Below are 17,135 nucleotides of genomic sequence, written 5' to 3'. Positions count from 1 at the left end.
ATGGGCCGGGTACGGGTCAAAATCTGCGGCATCACCCGCCTCCAGGACGCCCTCCTGGCCGAGGCCCTGGGGGCCCATGCCCTGGGCTTCGTCCTCGCCCCGGGCTCCCGGAGGCGGGTGGACCCGGAGGCCGCCCGGGCCATCTCCCAGGCCCTAGGCCCCATGGTGGTGCGGGTGGGGGTCTTCCGTGACCACGGGCCGGAGGAGGTCCTCCGCCTCATGGAGCGGGCCCGGCTCCAGGTGGCCCAGCTCCACGGCGGGGAGCCCCCCGAGTGGGCCGAGGCCGTGGGGCGCTTCTTTCCCGTGGTCAAGGCCTTTGCCTTGGAAGGCCCCGCCCGGCCCGAGTGGGCCGACTACCCCGCCCAGGCCCTCCTCCTGGACAGCAGGCGCCCGGGAAGCGGGGAGGGCTACCCCAGGGCCTGGGCCAAGCCCCTCCTGGCCACGGGCCGGAGGGTGATCCTCTCCGGGGGCATCACCCCGGAAAACGTGGAGGAGGTCCTGGCCTTAAAGCCCTACGCCATAGACCTGGCGAGCGGGGTGGAGGAGGCCCCTGGGGTGAAGAGCGAGGCCAGGCTCAAGGCCCTCTTCGCCCGCCTGGAAGCGTGGAACCAGGACGTATGATGGGGGCGTGATCGGCAAGCGCCATCCCTTTTTCCCCTACCTCGAGGCCATGCTGGAAGCCGCCCACCTGGCCCAGGGCATCCACACCTACTACCTGGAGAAGGGCTTCACCCAGGGGACCAAGTCCGGCCCCACCGACCTGGTCACCCAGGCGGACAAGGAGTCCGAGGAAGCCCTTAAGGAGTTCCTCCTCGCCCGTTTCCCCGAGGCGGGCTTCCTGGGGGAGGAGGGCGGGAGCGAGGGCGGCAAGGAGGTACGCTTCATCGTGGACCCCCTGGACGGCACGGTGAACTACGCCCACGGCTTCCCCTTTTACGGGGTTTCCCTGGCCCTGGAGGTGGAGGGGGAGGTCCGGGTGGGGGTGGTGATGGACACGAGCCGCGGCGAGGCCTTCTACGCGGTGCGGGGGGAGGGAGCCTACCGGAACGGAAGGCCCATCCGGGTGACGGAGCGAAGGGAGCTTTTGGGAAGCCTCCTGGCCACGGGCTTCCCCTACGACGTGGCCCAGGACCCGGAAAACCTCACCTACTTCGGGCGGGCCCTGCGGCGGGGCCTTTTGGTGCGCCGCCCCGGGGCCGCCGCCTTGGATCTGGCCTACGTGGCCGCGGGAAGGCTGGAGGGGTTTTGGGAGGTGAAGCTCAACCCCTGGGACGTGGCCGCGGGCTGGCTCCTGGTGGAGGAGGCGGGGGGGCGGGTCACCGACCTGGAAGGGAGGCCCTACCGCCTGGGCCACCGCTACATCGTGGCCAGCAACGGGAGGATCCACCAGGCCCTCCTGGAGGCCCTCTTAAACGACTAGGCCCCCGCTGGCCGCGCTACCCGTCCGGCAGGGCCCGCACGCCCCCAGTACGGCGGGTGCCCAAGTAAAATGGGGGCATGGACCTCGAGGCCAAGAAGAAAGTCCTGCGGAGCTTCACCTACGGCCTTTACCTCCTCACCGCCAAGGACGGCGAGGACTACGCCGCGGGCACCGTGAACTGGGTTACCCAGGCCTCCTTCACCCCGCCCCTCATCGCCCTGGGGGTGAAGCGGGACAGCCGCCTCCACGAGCTCATCGGGCGCACGGGCAAACTCGCCCTCATGACCCTGGCCCAGGACCAGAAGGCCATCGCCCAGGACTTCTTCAAGCCCACCCAGCGGGAGGGGAACACCCTAAACGGCCACCCCTTTGAGCCCTCCCCCACCTTCGGCCTGCCCCTCCTCACGGAGCTTCCCTACTGGCTGGAGGCCGAGGTGCGCCACGTGTACCAGGGGGGGGATCACAGCCTGGTGGTGGCCGAGGTGGTGGAGGCCGGGGTGCGCCAGGAGGCCAAGCCCCTGGTCATGTGGGACACGGGCTGGTTCTACGGGGGCTAAAGCACCGCCACCCCCACCTCTTGCCCCTCCGGGAGGAGAAAGGCGCGGAAGCCGTCCGTGCCGAAGATGACGTAGGGCACCCGCCAGCGGGCCTCCAGGATGTCCGTGGGGCTCGGGTAGGCGGGGCCTTGGGGATGGGAGTGGTAGATGGCCAGGAGCTGGACCCCCTCCCGCTCCATCTCCTTCAAGGCCCGGAGCAAGGCCACGGGCTCGGCCAGGTAGCCCGTGAGGGGGTTGGGGTGGACGTTGGGCAGGGGAAAGACCCGCTCCACCTCCCGCCTCCCCGCCCAAAGGCCCACCCCCTCCCGGGGAGCCTCCCGCAAGAGGTGGGCGCGGGTTTCTTCCAGAATCCCTCTCGGCACGTAGAGCATTTGGGACAATCGCCCCCTCCTTGGCCCTATACTATGGGCACCAAGAAGGAGGGACCATGATCCGAACCATCGCCCTGGTAGGGCACGCGGGCAGCGGCAAGACCACCCTGACGGAAGCGCTTCTCTACAAAACGGGGGCCAAGGAGCGGATGGGCCGGGTGGAGGACGGCACCACCACCACGGACTACACCCCCGAGGCCAAGCTCCACCGAACCACGGTGCGCACCGGGGTGGCCCCCCTGCGCTACCGGGAGCACCGCATCTTCCTCCTGGATGCCCCCGGGTACGGGGACTTCGTGGGGGAGATCCGGGGCGCCTTGGAGGCCGCGGACGCCGCCTTGGTGGCGGTCTCCGCGGAAAGCGGGGTCCAGGTGGGGACGGAAAGGGCCTGGACCGTGGCCGAACGCCTGGGGCTTGCCCGCATGGTGGTGGTCACCAAGCTGGACAAGGGCGGGGACTACTACGCCCTTCTGGAGGACCTGCGGAGCACCCTGGGCCCCATCCTGCCCATAGACCTTCCCCTCTACGAGGGGGGGAAGTGGGTGGGGCTCGTGGACGTCTTCCACGGCAAGGCCTACCGCTACCAGAACGGGAGCGAGGTGGAGGTGCCCCTGCCTCCCGGGGAGAGGGAACGGGCGGACCGCTTCCGCCAGGAGGTCCTCGAGGCCATCGTGGAGACGGACGAGAGCCTCCTGGAGAAGTACCTGGAGGGGGAGGAGGTCACGGGGGAGGCCCTGGAGAGGGCCTTCCACGAGGCGGTGCGGAGGGGCCTCCTCTACCCCGTGGCCCTGGCCTCGGGCACGGAGGGGATCGGCGTCCTACCCCTCTTGGACCTCGTCCTGGAAGCCCTCCCCTCCCCCGGGGAGCGCTTCGGGGAGGGCCCCGCCCTGGCCAAGGTCTTCAAGGTCCAGGTGGACCCCTTCATGGGCCAGGTGGCCTACGTGCGCCTCTACCGGGGGCGGCTGCGGCCGGGGGATGCCCTCCAGAGCGAGGGGGGCCAGGTGCGCCTCCCCCACCTCTACGTGCCCATGGGGAAGGACCTCCTGGAGGTGGAGGAGGCGGAGGGAGGCTTCATCCTGGGCCTCCCCAAGGCGGAGAACCTGCACCGGGGCATGGTCCTCTGGCAGGGGGAAAGGCCCGAGAGCGAGGAGGTTCCCTTCGCCCGCCTCCCCGAACCCAACGTGCCCGTGGCCATCCGCCCCAAGGGGAAGACGGACGAGGCCAAGCTGGGCGAGGCCCTGCGTAAGCTTTTGGAGGAGGACCCAAGCCTCAGGCTGGAGCGCCAGGAGGAAACCGGGGAGTTCCTCCTCTGGGGCCACGGGGAGCTTCACCTCACCACCGCCAAAGAGCGCCTCTCCGGCTACGGGGTGGAGGTGGACTTCAGCGTGCCCAAGGTGCCCTACCGGGAGACCATCCGCAGGGTGGCCGAGGGGCAGGGCAAGTACAAGAAGCAGACCGGGGGCCACGGCCAGTACGGGGACGTGTGGCTCCGCCTCGAGCCCGCCCCCGAGTACAGCTTTGAGTGGCGCATCACCGGCGGGGTCATCCCCAGCAAGTACCAGGAGGCCATCGAGGAGGGCATCCTGGAGGCGGCCAAGAAGGGGGTCCTGGCGGGCTACCCGGTGATGGGCTTCAAGGCCATCGTCTATAACGGCTCCTACCACGAGGTGGACTCCTCCGACCTCGCCTTCCAGATCGCCGCGAGCCTCGCCTTCAAGAAGGTGATGGCCGAGGCGAGCCCTGTCCTCCTGGAGCCCATCTACCAAATCAAGGTGGTGGCGCCCCAGGAGCGGGTGGGGGATATCCTCTCGGACCTGCAGGCCCGGCGGGGGCGCATCCTGGGCATGGAGCAGGAAGGCGCCCTGGCCGCGGTGCGGGCCGAGGTCCCCCTGGCGGAGGTGCTGGAGTACTACAAGGCCCTCCCCGGTCTCACCGGAGGGGCCGGGGCCTACACCCTGGAGTTCAGCCACTACCAGGAGGTCCCCCCCCACCTGGCCCAGAAGATCGTGCAAGGGAGGGCCGAGGAAGCCTAGGCCAGGACCATGGCGGAGGCCCTTTCCCGCTTAAAGGAGGCCCTGGGCCAAGCCCTCTTTGGCCAGGAGGAGGTCATCGAGGCCCTCCTGGCCACCGCCCTAGCCCGGGGGCACGCCCTCTTGGAGGGGGTGCCGGGCCTGGGCAAGACCCTGCTGGCGGAAAGCTTCGCCAAGGGAAGCGGCCTCAGCTACAAGCGCATCCAGTTCACCCCGGACCTCCTGCCCCAGGACCTCACGGGGAGCGAAGTCTACAGGGAGGGCCGCTTTGAGTTCGTCAAGGGCCCCATTTTCGCCCAGGTGGTGCTGGCAGACGAGATCAACCGGGCTCCCCCCAAGGTGCAGTCGGCCCTTCTGGAGGCCATGCAGGAGCGGGCGGTGACCGCCGGGGGGGTGCGCTATCCCCTCCCCGAACCCTTCTTCGTGGTGGCCACGCAGAACCCCCTGGAGCTGGAGGGCACCTACCCCCTCCCGGAGGCCCAGCTGGACCGCTTCACCGCCCGGATCCCCTTCCGTTCCCCAAGGCGGGAGGTGTGGCTCAGGATCCTCACGGAAGAGCCCCGGGTGCCGGAGCCAGGAGAGGTGGACTTCCTGGCGGCCCAAGGGGAGGTGCGGGAGGTGCGGGTGGCCAAGGAGGCCCTGGAGGTGATCACCCACGTGGCCTTCCTCACGGGGGAGGACAAGCGCCTGAGGATGGGCCTCTCCCCCCGGGGGGCCAAGGCCTGGCTCGCCCTCGCCCGGGCCCTGGCCTACCTCCGGGGCAAGCCCTTGGTGGACTGGAAGGAGCTTAGAGACGCCGCCTTCCTCGCCCTCCCCCACCGCCTCTTCCTCACGGAGGAGGCCGTCTACGAGGGGGAGACGGCGGAAGGCGTGCTCCGGGAGGTCTTGAGGAAAGGAGGGGTGCCGTGAAGTGGGTGCGCTTTTTCCACGAGGTTGGCCTGGAGGACGTGCCCCTGGTGGGGGGAAAGAACGCCTCCCTGGGGGAGATGATCCGGGAGCTTTCCCCCTTGGGGGTCAAGGTGCCCGGGGGGTTCGCCGTGACCAGCGAGGCCTACTGGTACTTCCTGGCGTCCAACGGCCTGAAGGAGGCCATCGCCCAGGAGCTAAAGGGGCTAGACCCGGACGACCCCAAGGCCCTCCAGGGGGCAAGCCGCCGCCTGCGCAACCTGATCCTGAAAGGCGAATACCCCCAAGACCTGCGGGAGGAAATCCTAGAGGCCTACCGCAGGCTTTCCCAGGAAGCGGGAGAGGAGGCCATCCCCGTGGCCGTGCGGAGTAGCGCCACCGCCGAGGACCTCCCCACCGCCAGCTTCGCCGGGCAGCAGGAAAGCTACCTCTACGTGCAGGGGGAGGAGGACCTCCTCCACCACGTGAAGCGGGCCATGGCGAGCCTCTTCACGGCACGGGCCATCAGCTACCGGGCCCACATGGGCTTTGACCACCTGAGGGTGGCCCTCAGCGTGGGCGTGCAACGCATGGTCCGGGCGGACACCGCCTCCAGCGGGGTCATCTTCACCCTGGACCCCGATACCGGCCACCGGGGCTTCGTGTACATCACCGCCATCTGGGGGCTCGGCGAGAACATCGTCCAGGGCCGGGTGGGGCCGGACGGCTACTACGTGCACAAGGAGACCCTGAAGCAGGGGTACAAGGCCCTGGTCCACAAGCGCCTGGGGAGCAAGGAGCTCACCCTGGCCTATGACCCCAGGGAGGGCCGCCTGAAGAACCGCCCCACACCCCCTTACCTCCGGAACCAGTTCGCCCTGGCGGACGAGGAGGCGCTCCTCCTCGCGGACTGGTCCCTCAAGATAGAGGCGCACTACACCGGAAAGCGGGGAACCCCCACCCCCATGGACATCGAGTGGGCCAAGGACGGCCCCACGGGGGAGCTCTTCGTCCTCCAGGCCCGGCCCGAGACCGTCCACGCGCAAAAGACCCCCCTTCTCCGGGTCTACCGCCTCCTCCAAAGGGGGGAGGTCCTGGCCGAGGGCCTGGCGGTGGGGGAGGCCATCGCCACAGGCAAGGCCCGCGTCCTCCGGGACCCCAAGGAGATGGACCGCTTCCAGGAGGGAGAGGTGCTGGTCACGGAGACCACCAACCCCGACTGGGAGCCCATCATGAAGAAGGCGGCGGCCATCGTCACGGAACGGGGGGGACGCACCTCCCACGCGGCCATCGTGGCCCGGGAGCTGGGGGTGCCCGCGGTGGTGGGGGCGGTGGGGGCCACCCGGCTCATCCCCGATGGAGAGGCGGTCACGGTTTCCTGCGCCGAGGGGGAGGTGGGCCGGGTCTACCGGGGAGCCTTGGCCTACGAGGTGGAGGAGATCCGCCCCGAGGCCCTGCCGAAGACGCGCACCCAGATCCTGGTGAACGTGGGCACCCCGGACGAGGCCTTAAGGGCCAGCCTCCTGCCCACGGACGGGGTGGGGCTTTTGCGCATGGAGTTCGTCTTCGCCAGCCACGTGCGGATCCACCCCCTGGCCCTCACGCGCTTTGAAAGCCTGCCCAAGGAGGTCCAGCGCCAGGTGGCGGAGCTCACCGAGGCTTACCCGGACAAAAGGGCCTACTTCGTGGAGCGCCTTTCCCAGGGCATCGGCCTCATCGCCGCCGCCTTTTACCCCAGGCCCGTCCTCCTCCGCTTCTCCGACTTCAAGACCAACGAGTACGCCCGCCTCCTCGGGGGGCACCTCTTTGAGCCGAAGGAGGAGAACCCCATGCTGGGGTGGCGGGGGGCAAGCCGCTATTACCACCCGGATTACAAGGAGGGCTTTCTCCTGGAGGTGGCCGCGGTGAAGCGGGTGCGGGAGGAGATGGGCCTCAAGAACCTGATGGTCATGGTCCCCTTCTGCCGCACCCCGGAGGAGGGGCAAAGGGTCCTAGAGGCCATGGCCGAGGGCGGCCTCAGGCGGGGCGAGGACGGGCTCCAGGTCTACGTGATGGCGGAAATCCCCTCCAACGTCCTGGAAGCGGAGGCCTTCGCCGAGCTCTTTGACGGCTTCTCCATCGGCTCCAACGACCTCACCCAGCTGGCCTTGGGCCTGGACCGGGACTCGGAGCGGGTGGCCCACCTCTTTGACGAACGGCGCGAAACCGTGAAGGCCCTCTGCGCCCTCCTCATCCAAAAGGCCCACGCCAAGGGGCGGAAGGTGGGCATCTGCGGCCAGGCCCCCTCGGACTACCCGGAGTTCGCCGCCTTCCTGGTGGAAAAGGGGATAGACTCCTTAAGCCTCAACCCCGATGCCCTCCTGCGCACCGTGCGGAAGGTGGCGGAGATTGAAAAGCGCTTGGGCATCGGGTAGGCTTGGGCATGGTCCGCGAGCCCTTCAACGCCCTGAGCCACGCCATCGGCGTCCCCTTAGCCTTTTGGGGAAGCCTCCTCTTGCTCTCCCTGGCCCCGAGGGAGGCCTGGGGAGCGCTTATGCTCTTCGGCCTCACCATGGCCCTGATGTTCGGGGCGAGCGCCCTCTACCACGCCCTTAAGGTGGAAGGGCGCGCCCTGGCCTGGCTTAGGCGCCTGGACCACGCCGCCATCTTCCTCTTCATCGCCGGGAGCTACACCCCTTTCCTGGCGGAAGGGCTCCGCGGGGGGTTCCAGCCCTTCGCCTTGGCCCTGGTCTGGGGCCTGGCCCTCCTGGGGGTGGCCTTCCGCCTCTTCTTCCTCCGAGCCCCGCGCTGGCTCTACACCCTGGCCTATCTGGGCCTGGGTTGGCTCTCCGTGCTCTTTTTGCCCCGGCTCTCCCTCCCCCTTTCCACCTCCCTCCTCCTGGCCACCTCGGGGGCCTTCTACACCCTGGGGGCCTTGGTGTACTGGCGCCAGCGCCCCAACCCCTGGCCAAAGCGGGTGGGCTTCCACGGGCTATGGCACCTTTTGGTGCTCTTGGGGAGCGCCTTTATGTACCTGGCGGTCCTCAGCCTCTACACCTAGCTTTCTCATGAGAAAGTGGGTATCCTGGGAAGCATGGAACCCCCCCTAATCCTGATCGTGGAGGACGAGAAGGACATCGCCCGCTTTATCGAGCTGGAGCTCCAGGCGGAAGGTTACCGCACCGAGGTGGCCCACGACGGCATCACGGGGCTTTCCCGCTTCCGGGAGGTGAACCCCAACCTGGTCATCCTGGACCTGATGCTTCCCGTCATGGACGGGATTGAGGTGGCGAAGCGCATCCGCAAGACCTCCAACGTGCCCATCCTGATCCTCACCGCCAAGGACCGCGTGGAGGACAAGGTGGAGGGCCTGGACGCGGGGGCGGACGATTACCTGGTGAAGCCCTTCTCCATCGAGGAGCTCCTGGCCCGGGTGCGGGCCCACCTCAGGCGGGTGAGCCCCGCCATCACCGGGGAGATCCGGGTGGCGGACCTCATCATCAACCTGGAGGGGCGGGAGGTCTTCCGGAGCGGCCGGCGCATAGAGCTTTCCAACAAGGAGTTTGAGCTTTTGGAGCTCCTGGCCAAGAACCCCGGCAAGGTCTTCAGCCGCTACGAGATAGAGGAGAAGGTCTGGCCCGGCTACCAGGGCGGGAGCAACGTGGTGGACGTGTACATCGGCTACCTGCGCAAGAAGCTGGAGGCCGCGGGGGAAAGGCGCCTGATCCACACGGTGCGGGGGGTGGGCTACGTCCTCCGCGAGGACTGACCCCCTTAGCCCGTGACCCTGCGCTCCCGCATCACCCTCCTCACCGCGGGCCTCCTCCTGGTGACCCTGCTGGTCCTGGGGCTGGCCCTCGAGGGCCTCCTGAGGAACTTCCTCTACCGCAACCTGCGCCTGGAGCTGCAGGAGGCCAGCAACCAGGTGGTGCGCCTCCTCAACCTGGGGGGGCAGGCCCTCCTGGAGGCCGGGCTTCCCGCCAGCCTCTACGCCGAGCTCCAACTGGTCCCCGAGGAGGACCCGGCCCTCCTGGCCAAGGAGGGGGGCATCAGCCTGCAGAAGAGCCCGGCCCTAGGAAGCCAGCGTCTCCTCCTCAAGGAGGCGGACTACCGCGATCTCCTCACGCGGGGCGAGGTCTGGGCCTATGCGGAGCTCCCCCGGGAAGGCCCTCCCTTGCGCCTTCTGGTCTACGCCCGCCGGGTGGAGGTGAACCTGGCGGGCACGGTGTGGAGGGGGCTCCTCCTGGTGGGCCGTCCGGTGGAGGGCCTCGAGGCCACCTTGAACCAGTTCGCCCGCATCTACACGGGCACGGCCCTCCTGGTCCTCCTCCTCTCCATCCTCCTGGCCAGAAGCCTCGTGGCCCGGGCCTTGGAACCCTTGGAGTGGCTGGCCCAGCGGGCCGAGGCCATGCCCGAGCGTCCCGAGCCCCTCCCCGAACCCGAGGGGAGGGACGAGGTGGCCGCCTTGGTGCGGGCCCTTAACGGGATGCTCTCCCGCATGCAAAAGGCCTTTGAGGCCCAGACCCGCTTCCTCCAGGACGCCTCCCACGAGCTCAGGACCCCCGTCACCGCCATCCTGGGCCACGTGGGCTACCTCCTCCGGCGCACCCCCCTCACGGAGGCCCAGAGGGAAAGCCTGGCCATCGTGAAGCGGGAGGCGGAGCGGATGGGCAAGCTGGTCTCCGACCTCATGGAGCTTTCCCAAAGCGGCACCTGGCGCATTGAGCCCGTGCCGGTGCGGGTCCTAGACCTTCTGGAGGAGGTCCGGGAGGAGTTCGCCAAGAGCTTCGAGGGGGAGATCCGGGTGGAGGCCCCCGAGGGGCTGTACCTGCGGGGGGACCCGGACCGGCTACACCAGGTCATGGCCAACCTGGTCTCCAACGCCATCAAGGCCGGGGCCCGGCACGTGTGGCTTAGGGCCTTTGACCTGGGGGAGAAGGCGGTGGTGCGGGTGGAGGACGACGGGGAGGGCATCCCCAAGGAGCACCTTCCCCACCTCTTTGAGCGCTTCTACCGGGTGGACAAGGCCCGGGACCGGGAGAAGGGGGGGTCGGGCCTCGGCCTCGCCATCGTCAAGGCCATCCTGGAGGCCCACGGGGGGGAGGTCTGGGTGGAGAGCGAGGTGGGCCAGGGCACCGCCTTCAGCTTCTCCCTTCCCGCAAGCGGGCCACCGCCTCCTCCACGCTGATCTCCCCCCGCCTCAAGGCCTCCAGCACCTGGAGCCGCTCCTCCCCCGCCTCTTCCCCCTCGTAGCCCAGGGCCTTCAGGAGGGCGTCCAGCCGGGCCCGCACCGTGGGGTAGGAAACCCCCAGGACCCTCTCCACCTCCTTCAGGTTCCCCCGGGCCTTCACGAAGAGCCTCAGGAAGTCCAGGTGCTCCCGGGGAAGGAGGGCGAACTCGTTCAGGGCGAAGCGCCCGTGCACCTCGGTGCCGCAGGCGGGGCAGAAGAGGGCCTTCACCGCCAAGGGGCCTTCGCAGGCCGGGCAACGCACGGGAACGGGCCTCATCACCATAGTCCCACCGTGACCCCCACCCCTTCCCTTTCCACCCGCACGAGGACCAGGGGTGGAAGCCCCCTTAAGGCGAAGACCGCCCCAAGGGGCACCCGCCAGGGGGGGCCTCCCCGCAGGAGGGCCCGGGTCTTGAGGAGGAAGAGGAAAAGGAGAAGGGCCCACTCCCACGCCAAGAGGGGAAGGGCAAGGAAGAGGGGCAGGGGAAAAGGCCCCCGCAACCGGAGGTAGAGGAGCCGGGGGCGCAAGGGGATCACACCACCTCCACTAGGATCTGCACCGGGTGGCCTTCCTCCTCCGCCTCAATCTCCACGAGCTTCCCCTCGGGCACCCCCTCCCGCACCAGGCGCAGGAGGTCCCCCAGGGCCACCCCCCGGCCCGCCAGGGCCAGCTTGGCCTCTTGCGGCAAGAAGGCCTCCAGAAGCTCCGCCAGGGCCAGGGGCAGGTTCACGTTCACCCGCACGGGCTTGCCCTCGTCCTGGGCGTGGATCTGCACCCGGAGGAGCCTGGCCTTGGCGGGGGGCCTGGGCCCTTCCACCGCCTCGAGGAGGGCCAAGGCCTCCTCCACCCCCACCTCCCCCGAACGCACCATCTCCAGTATGCGCCGTTTTTCCTCCATATCGTACCTCCTCTTCGCTCTACTGGCCCCGCCTCTTACCGGGGGCCAGCATGGGGTGGTCTCCCGCCTCCAGCTCCAGGTGGCCCATGGCCACCTTGGCCCTTAGCTTGGCCTTTCCCTCCCCTAAGGACCAGCGCGGGGCGGCCTGGTGCCAGGGGCCCGTCACCTCCAGGCTCCCCAGGAGGGCCTGGGCCTCCACCTCCAGGTCGGAACCCGGCAGAAAGCGGAGGGTGGCGTTTCCCGCCTGCACCTCCAAGCGGTGCGTCCCCTCCTTGAGGAGGAGGCTCGCCCTCAGGTTGCCCCCCGCGAGGGCCAGGTCCAGACCCAAAAGCCCTTCCCCCTCCAGGTTGGCCCCCAGGGCCCTTCCCTTGAGGGCCACCCCCGCGAGGGCCACGTGGCTCCCCTTGGCCGAAAGCACCACCTCGGCCCCCTCGGGCACCCGAAGCCGCCCCTCGCCCCGGGCAACCCGGTAGACCGGGACCTCCCCTTCCTGGACCAGCGCGCCGCCCTCCGCCTCTAGCCCCCCTAGCCCCGCCACCCCCACCACCTCGAGGCTCGCCCCCAAGGCCTCCACCTGAACCCGAAAGCCCCGGGAAGCCTCGGAGGCCTCGGGGAAAGACCCCTCCCCACGGGGGGAGTCCCGCTCCTCCAGCACCGCCAAAAGCTCCAGGGCCTCCTCCGGGGTCAGGACCCCTTCCCGGACCATCTCCAGGATGCGCCGCCTATCCTCCATGGAAGACCTCCTTAAGCTCCCCCTTGGCCTCCGGGGCAAGCCTCAGGGCCCACCGTAGAAGCGCCCGGGCCAGCCTCAGGCGCCAAGGGGCGCGAAGGGACCTGAGGAGCCGCTCCCGCTCCGCCTCCTGAAGGAGGGCCTCATGCCGCCTCTTCCCCGCCTCGGGGTCCCACCACGGGCTCCACATCCCCCACCTCGTGAAGGATTGTAACTGCTGCTTTATAATCTGTCAAGTCTAGCCTTACATATCTAAAACCCCAGCCTCGATGGGTGCCGCGAGCCCAGGAAGGGCGCCCCCAGGAAGGCGAAGAGGAGCAGGGCGTAGGCCAGGAGGAGAAGCCCCATGCGGGGGTAGCCGCGAAGCCGCTCCTCCAGGAGGAAGTAGAGGGTGAGGAGGAGCCAGGCCAGGAGGACGGAAACCTCCTTGGGGTCCAAGGCGAGGGGGCTTCCGAAGTAGCCCCAGGCCCAGGCCATGCCGCTTCCCAGGCCCAAGGTGGTGGCCAGATACCCCACCCGGAGGTAACCCTGTTCCAACCGCCTGAGGCTCCAAAGGGGCGCGAAGGCAAGCGCCTTCTCCGGGGCGGCCCGAAGGCGCAGGTCCTGGAGGGCGCACATGGTGCCCGCCCCCACCCCCACCGCCAGGGCCAGGTAGGCCACCAGGAAGGCCCCCGCGTGCACCAGGGTGAGGAGGAAGGGCAGGTTACCCACCTCGTGGGGCAGGGCCTTAAGGGCGAAGAGGCCCAAGAGGAGGGCCAGGAGGACCAAGTAGCGGCGCAAGGGGGAAAGCCTCGGCCGCAGGAAGAGGGCCTCCCCCCGCAGGGCGAGAAGCCCCCCAAGCACCAGGGCGGGCTGGGCGGGACCGGCGAAGAACCCCTTGCCCAGGGCATCGCTTAAGGCGGCCCCCAGGTAGAAGAGGGCGCCCAAGGCCAGGCCTCGAGGCCAAAAGAGCCCCAGGGCCAGGAGGAGCACCCCTGCCAGGGCCAGGAGGGAAGGAAAGGTCATGGCCGGGGCGGGCGGAAGAGGAGAAGCGGGCACTCCTCCGGGCAGGGAGGCCCCAGGAAAAGACGCTGGCTTCGGGCCTTCAGGGCCAGGATCCAGGGATGGGCCCGGCGGCCCGCCTCCTTGTGCCAGGTGAGGGGGTCGGCCTGGGGGAGTTCCTGGGCCACCTCCCGGAAGAACCGCTCCTCCAGGGCCCTTATGGCCTCCCGCACCCGGTGGCCCGCGTACCACTCCAGGTAGTCCCCCAGGGCCCTCTCAATCAGGGCCTCCACCTTGGGCACCTCCCCCTGGCGGGCTTGGAGGTTCTTCTCCACCACCTTTTCCAGGTCGTCCAGGTTGTAGAGGTAGGCGTGGGGGAGCTTGGCCACCCGGGGATGGATGTTCCGGGGAAGGGCGATGTCTATGAGGAAAAGGGGCTTGGCCCGCCGGGGCAGGTCCTCGGGGCCCACCAGGTAGTGGGGGGCGGCCGCCGAGGCCACCACCAAATCCGCCTGGCGGAGAACCTGGGGAAGCGCGTGAAGGCCAAAGGCCTCGCCGCCGAAGCGCTCCGCCAGGGCCCTGGCCCTCTCCTCCGTGCGGTTCACCACCAGGACCCGCCCCACCCCGTGGCCCTTCAGGTGGGTGAGGAAAAGCTCCGCCATCTCCCCCGCCCCCAGCACGGCCACAGCGAGCCCCGTGAGGTCCCCATAGACCGCCAGGGCCAGGTCCAAGGCGGCGTAGGCCACGCTCACCGCCCCCATGCCGATGGCCGTCTCGCTCCGCGCCCTTTTGCCCAGGGCGATGGCCGACTGGAAGGCCTTCTCCAGGAGGCTTTCCGTGGCTCCCCGCTCCCGGGCCAAGAAGAGGGCCTCCCGCACCTGGCCTAGGATCTGGGCCTCCCCCACCACCAGGGAGTCCAGCCCGGCCGCCACCCGGAAGAGGTGGCGCAGGGCCTCCGGCCCCTCCCTCACGTAGAGGTGCCGGGGCTCCACCCCCCGGGCGAGGAGAAGCGCCTTGGCCTTCTCGGGGTTCCCCACCCCGTAGATCTCCGTGCGGTTGCAGGTGGAGAGGACCACCCCCTTGCCCAGGGCGGAAAGGGCGGCGGGTAGGGCCACCACCGGGTCCAAGGCCACCCGCTCCCGCACCTCGAGGGGGGCGGTCTTGTGGGAGAGGCCCACCAGATAAAGGGGCAGGGCCATAGGCTAGGTCCCAGTATAACCCACCCTTCCCGCCCCGCCTCGGCTACCCTTAGGCCCGCTCCCAGGGCCTGGGGAACCTGGCCTTGGGCCAGGGCCCGCCCTCGGGCTCCGGAGCCACCCCCCGGTGGCGGATGGCGGTCTCCCGGCCCCTCTGGCCATCCCCCCAATACCCTTGCCCCCTACGCCGGGCCAAGCGGCTCATACCCTCCGGGGCCCCCATGCGGGCGCAAGCCCGCATGGGGTGGTGTCAAACCCGGCGGAAGAGGGCCTGAAGCTCTGGGCCCGGCTTCTCCTTAAGCTCCTCCCAGAGCCGCTGGCGGTAGGCCTCGAGGAGCCTCCTCGCCCTGGCCTTCTGCCCCTTCTCCAGGCACCTTTCCACCAGGAGGACGAGGGCCTCCTCGTCCAGGGGGTCAAGCTCCAAGAGGCGCTCCAAGAAGCGGGGCTCACCCCGCCTCAGGAAGAGGGCCCGCACCCGGTGGAAGACCTCCTCCCGCTTGCGGTCCACGAGGGGGTGGTCCAGGCCGGGAAAGAGGGGCTCTTGGTAGAGGGCAAGGGCCTGATCCGCCTCCCCTTCGGCCAGGGCCCTCTCCAGGGCGAAGAGGTCGGCCTCCACCCGGCCAAGCCCCTCCTCCAAGAGGTAGGTGGGCACCCCCCAGGGCTCCAGGAGCCTCCTGAGCCGGGCAATCCAGACGTAAAAGTTGTTGAGGGCGGCCCCCTCGGGGAGGTCGGGCCAGAGGGCGAAGGCCGCCTCCTCCCGGCCCACCCTGAGGAGGAGGAGGGCGAAGACCTCCCGGGCCTTCCCCTTTAGGGCCGCCTCCCCCAGGGGGGTCTCCACCCGGAAGCGGCCCAGGACCTGGACCTTAAGGGGTGGGATCTCGGGAAGGCGCAGGGCCACGGCCTCCTTCCAGCCACTCCGCAGCACCTCCGCCAGGGGATAGGCCCGGGCGAGCTCGGGGCGCCCTCTCGGGAGGAGCCCTAAGGGGAGAAGCCCCGGAAGGACCCGCTCCTTGGCGTCGGTGAGGGTGAGGATGGCCCGCAAGTCCTCCTCCTTCCCCAGGAGGCGGAAGCGGGCCGCATGCCAGTAAAGCCTCTCCTCCCGCTCCTTAGGCGGGGGGGGAAGGAGGGCGGGGTCCTGGAGGAGGAGGGCCCGGGTGAGGCTGGGGAAGAACCCCCCGAGCCCCGCCAGGACCCCGGGGTCCTGGGAAAGCTGGGCCAGGAAGCTCCTCCCCCGCTCCACCAGGGGGGGGCTCTCCCAGAGCTCCGCCTGGGCCAGAAGGCGGGCGAGGGCCTCCTGGTCCCCGTCCAGGTAGGCCAGGAAGAGGCGGGCCTCGAGGGCGGCCAAGGGGCTCCCCGGGGCCGCGGCCGCCTTTTGGAAGGCGTCCCGGGCGCGCTCTTCCTCCCCCAAGAGAAGGTAAAGCCGCCCCAGGTCGCGGAGGTGGCCGGGGAGGTTATCGTAGGTGTAGTCCAGGTTCCGCACCGCCTCCTCCAAGGAGGCGATGCGCGCCAGGAGCTCCCCGTGAAGCTCAAAGCGCAGGAAGGCCAGGTTGGTGAGGGGGGCGATGCGGTAGGGGCTCCCCGGGGGAAGGCGCCGCAAGGCCTCCTCCAAAAGCCCAAGGCTCTCCTCCACCCGCCCCTCCTCGTAGGGCACCCGGGCGGCATCGTTGAGGAAGCGCCCGGCGAGCTCCGGCCCCACCCGGTCCAGGAGGGCAAGCCCCCGCTCCAAGAAGGCCTGGGCCCGGGAGAGGTCCTTGCCCAGGAGGGGTTCCGCCAGGTAGTAGGCCAGGTGCCCCGAGGCCAGGAGGGCCAAGGTAGGGTCTTCCCCTTGGGCCAAGGGCTCCAGCAGGGCGAAGCCCTCCCGTCTTCCGCACTGCAGGAGGGCCTCCCCCAGGCGGAGCCGGGCCCTGGGGCCCCCTCGGCGCAGGAGGCCCTCCCACGCCACCAGCCTTTCCGCGGGGAGCTTGAGCTGGAGGGGCCTTTCCAAAAGGGCAAGGAGCTCCCCATAAAGCCCCGCCCCCCAGTAGGCCTCGGCCAGCGCCTCCGGGGGAAGCCGCTCCTCCGCCCCCCGCACCGCCTCCTGCACCTCGGGAAGGAGGATCTTCAGGGCCATCTCCCGGAGGAGGGCGTGGAGGGCGTAGCCCTCGGGAAGGCGGCGGAGGAGGCCCTTTTGGAAGAGGGCCTCGGTGGCGGGGAGGGCGTGGGCCTTGGGGAGGAGGGGAAGGGCGGCGAGGAGGAGGCCCTCCCGGAACTCCTCCGGGCTCAGGCTTTCCCGGAGCCCCTGGAGGAGGGCCATGGCCTCCGGGGGCTCCCCGGTGAAGGCGGAGAGGAAGAGGGGGAGGGGCCACCCCCCCGTGGCCGCGTACGCCGCCTCCCAGTCCCCCCGGTCCCCGAAGAGGGCCCGGGCCTCCTCCCGGGTAAAGACCAGGTCCTGGGCCTGCAGGTGCACGAGCTGGCCCCTGGCGAGAAGGCCCGCCAGCTCGGGGTACGGGAGGGGCCCGCGGCTCGCCAGCACCAAAAGGCAGGGAAGCGTCCTAAGCAGGGGGCTCAAGGCCTCGTCCCCCTTGAGGTCCTCCAGGACCACCAGGGTGGGCTCGGCCCCCAGGGCCTCCAGCACCACCCCCCAGGGGGCCTGCTCGGGAAGGCCCAGGGCGCGGGCCAGAAGGGCCCTGGGCTCCCCCAAAAGGGCGCTCGCCCAGAGGGTGCGCCAGGAAAGCCGTGCGGCCAGCTGCCCCGCCAGAACGCTCTTGCCGAAGCCCGCGGGGGCCTGGAGCCAGACGGCAAAGCCCACCGCCTCGGGCAGGAGGTCCAAGAGCCTCCTCCGCTCCAGATAGACCGGGCTTTGCCAGGCCAGGGCCAA

The 17,135-nt window shown here is 69.8% G+C and carries 18 protein-coding genes; 9 read left to right on the top strand and 9 right to left on the bottom strand.

The features are described 5' to 3' along the window. The 3 genes from ACYQ0J_RS10785 to ACYQ0J_RS10775 all read left to right on the top strand — a co-directional run bounded on the left by ACYQ0J_RS10785 (window position 1) and on the right by ACYQ0J_RS10775 (window position 1,977). A complete protein-coding gene (locus ACYQ0J_RS10785) occupies window positions 1-621 on the top strand; it encodes a phosphoribosylanthranilate isomerase (RefSeq protein ID WP_460172114.1) in 621 nt (206 codons plus the stop codon). A 7-nt stretch (window positions 622-628) separates the two neighbouring features. Next, window positions 629-1,420: an inositol monophosphatase family protein gene (locus tag ACYQ0J_RS10780; RefSeq protein ID WP_460172113.1), complete on the top strand. Its 792-nt coding sequence runs from the start codon at window positions 629-631 to the stop codon at window positions 1,418-1,420. Between the two features lie 77 nt (window positions 1,421-1,497). After that, entirely contained in the window at window positions 1,498-1,977 is a 480-nt protein-coding gene (locus tag ACYQ0J_RS10775) for a flavin reductase family protein (RefSeq protein ID WP_460172112.1), read from the top strand. Here the strand turns inward: ACYQ0J_RS10775 and ACYQ0J_RS10770 are convergent. Then, complete coding sequence (locus ACYQ0J_RS10770; protein WP_460172111.1) at window positions 1,974-2,348, bottom strand: M67 family metallopeptidase; 375 nt, start codon at window positions 2,346-2,348, stop codon at window positions 1,974-1,976. The genes ACYQ0J_RS10775 and ACYQ0J_RS10770 overlap by 4 nt on opposite strands. Before the next feature lie 56 nt (window positions 2,349-2,404). Here ACYQ0J_RS10770 and ACYQ0J_RS10765 point away from each other — a divergent pair, with 56 nt between their 5' ends. The 6 genes from ACYQ0J_RS10765 to ACYQ0J_RS10740 are packed head-to-tail and all read left to right on the top strand — an operon-like array spanning window position 2,405 to window position 10,430. Beyond that, window positions 2,405-4,381, top strand: coding sequence for an elongation factor G (locus ACYQ0J_RS10765; protein WP_460172110.1), 1,977 nt, complete (start codon window positions 2,405-2,407; stop codon window positions 4,379-4,381). 9 nt (window positions 4,382-4,390) lie between these two features. Beyond that, window positions 4,391-5,287, top strand: a complete 897-nt coding sequence (locus tag ACYQ0J_RS10760; protein ID WP_460172109.1) for an AAA family ATPase — start codon at window positions 4,391-4,393, stop codon at window positions 5,285-5,287. Continuing rightward, complete coding sequence (gene ppsA / locus ACYQ0J_RS10755) at window positions 5,284-7,677, top strand: phosphoenolpyruvate synthase (RefSeq protein WP_460172108.1); 2,394 nt, start codon at window positions 5,284-5,286, stop codon at window positions 7,675-7,677. The genes ACYQ0J_RS10760 and ppsA overlap by 4 nt, the downstream gene beginning before the upstream one ends. Before the next feature lie 8 nt (window positions 7,678-7,685). Continuing rightward, window positions 7,686-8,303 (top strand): PAQR family membrane homeostasis protein TrhA, encoded by a 618-nt coding sequence (gene trhA, locus ACYQ0J_RS10750; protein ID WP_460172107.1) that lies wholly within the window; start codon window positions 7,686-7,688, stop codon window positions 8,301-8,303. Between the two features lie 33 nt (window positions 8,304-8,336). After that, window positions 8,337-9,011, top strand: a complete 675-nt coding sequence (locus ACYQ0J_RS10745) for a response regulator transcription factor (protein WP_038041361.1) — start codon at window positions 8,337-8,339, stop codon at window positions 9,009-9,011. Between the two features lie 12 nt (window positions 9,012-9,023). After that, complete coding sequence (locus ACYQ0J_RS10740) at window positions 9,024-10,430, top strand: sensor histidine kinase (RefSeq protein WP_460172106.1); 1,407 nt, start codon at window positions 9,024-9,026, stop codon at window positions 10,428-10,430. Here the strand turns inward: ACYQ0J_RS10740 and ACYQ0J_RS10735 are convergent. The 8 genes from ACYQ0J_RS10735 to ACYQ0J_RS10700 form a co-directional block, all read right to left on the bottom strand. Continuing rightward, window positions 10,384-10,755, bottom strand: a complete 372-nt coding sequence (locus ACYQ0J_RS10735) for a DUF2089 family protein (RefSeq protein WP_460172105.1) — start codon at window positions 10,753-10,755, stop codon at window positions 10,384-10,386. The genes ACYQ0J_RS10740 and ACYQ0J_RS10735 overlap by 47 nt on opposite strands. Further along, window positions 10,749-11,009: a hypothetical protein gene (locus ACYQ0J_RS10730; protein ID WP_460172104.1), complete on the bottom strand. Its 261-nt coding sequence runs from the start codon at window positions 11,007-11,009 to the stop codon at window positions 10,749-10,751. Before ACYQ0J_RS10730 ends, ACYQ0J_RS10735 begins: the two co-directional genes overlap by 7 nt. Beyond that, window positions 11,006-11,371, bottom strand: coding sequence for an SHOCT-like domain-containing protein (locus ACYQ0J_RS10725; RefSeq protein WP_460172103.1), 366 nt, complete (start codon window positions 11,369-11,371; stop codon window positions 11,006-11,008). Before ACYQ0J_RS10725 ends, ACYQ0J_RS10730 begins: the two co-directional genes overlap by 4 nt. 19 nt (window positions 11,372-11,390) lie before the next feature. Continuing rightward, window positions 11,391-12,104, bottom strand: a complete 714-nt coding sequence (locus tag ACYQ0J_RS10720) for an SHOCT-like domain-containing protein (RefSeq protein ID WP_460172102.1) — start codon at window positions 12,102-12,104, stop codon at window positions 11,391-11,393. After that, entirely contained in the window at window positions 12,094-12,291 is a 198-nt protein-coding gene (locus ACYQ0J_RS10715) for a hypothetical protein (protein ID WP_460172101.1), read from the bottom strand. The genes ACYQ0J_RS10720 and ACYQ0J_RS10715 overlap by 11 nt, the downstream gene beginning before the upstream one ends. Window positions 12,292-12,353: 62 nt before the next feature. Next, window positions 12,354-13,106 carry a cytochrome c biogenesis protein CcsA gene (gene ccsA / locus ACYQ0J_RS10710; RefSeq protein WP_460172100.1) on the bottom strand — a complete coding sequence of 251 codons (753 nt, stop codon included), beginning with the start codon at window positions 13,104-13,106 and terminating at the stop codon, window positions 12,354-12,356. Continuing rightward, window positions 13,103-14,281, bottom strand: a complete 1,179-nt coding sequence (gene hemA, locus ACYQ0J_RS10705; protein ID WP_460172099.1) for a glutamyl-tRNA reductase — start codon at window positions 14,279-14,281, stop codon at window positions 13,103-13,105. The genes ccsA and hemA overlap by 4 nt, the downstream gene beginning before the upstream one ends. Before the next feature lie 247 nt (window positions 14,282-14,528). Continuing rightward, entirely contained in the window at window positions 14,529-17,135 is a 2,607-nt protein-coding gene (locus ACYQ0J_RS10700; RefSeq protein ID WP_460172098.1) for a transcriptional regulator, read from the bottom strand.

This window comes from Thermus sp. FJN-A (assembly GCF_054655095.1).
The sequence above is the reverse complement of the archived record's forward strand: the minus strand, read 5'-3'. Positions and strand labels throughout refer to the sequence as shown.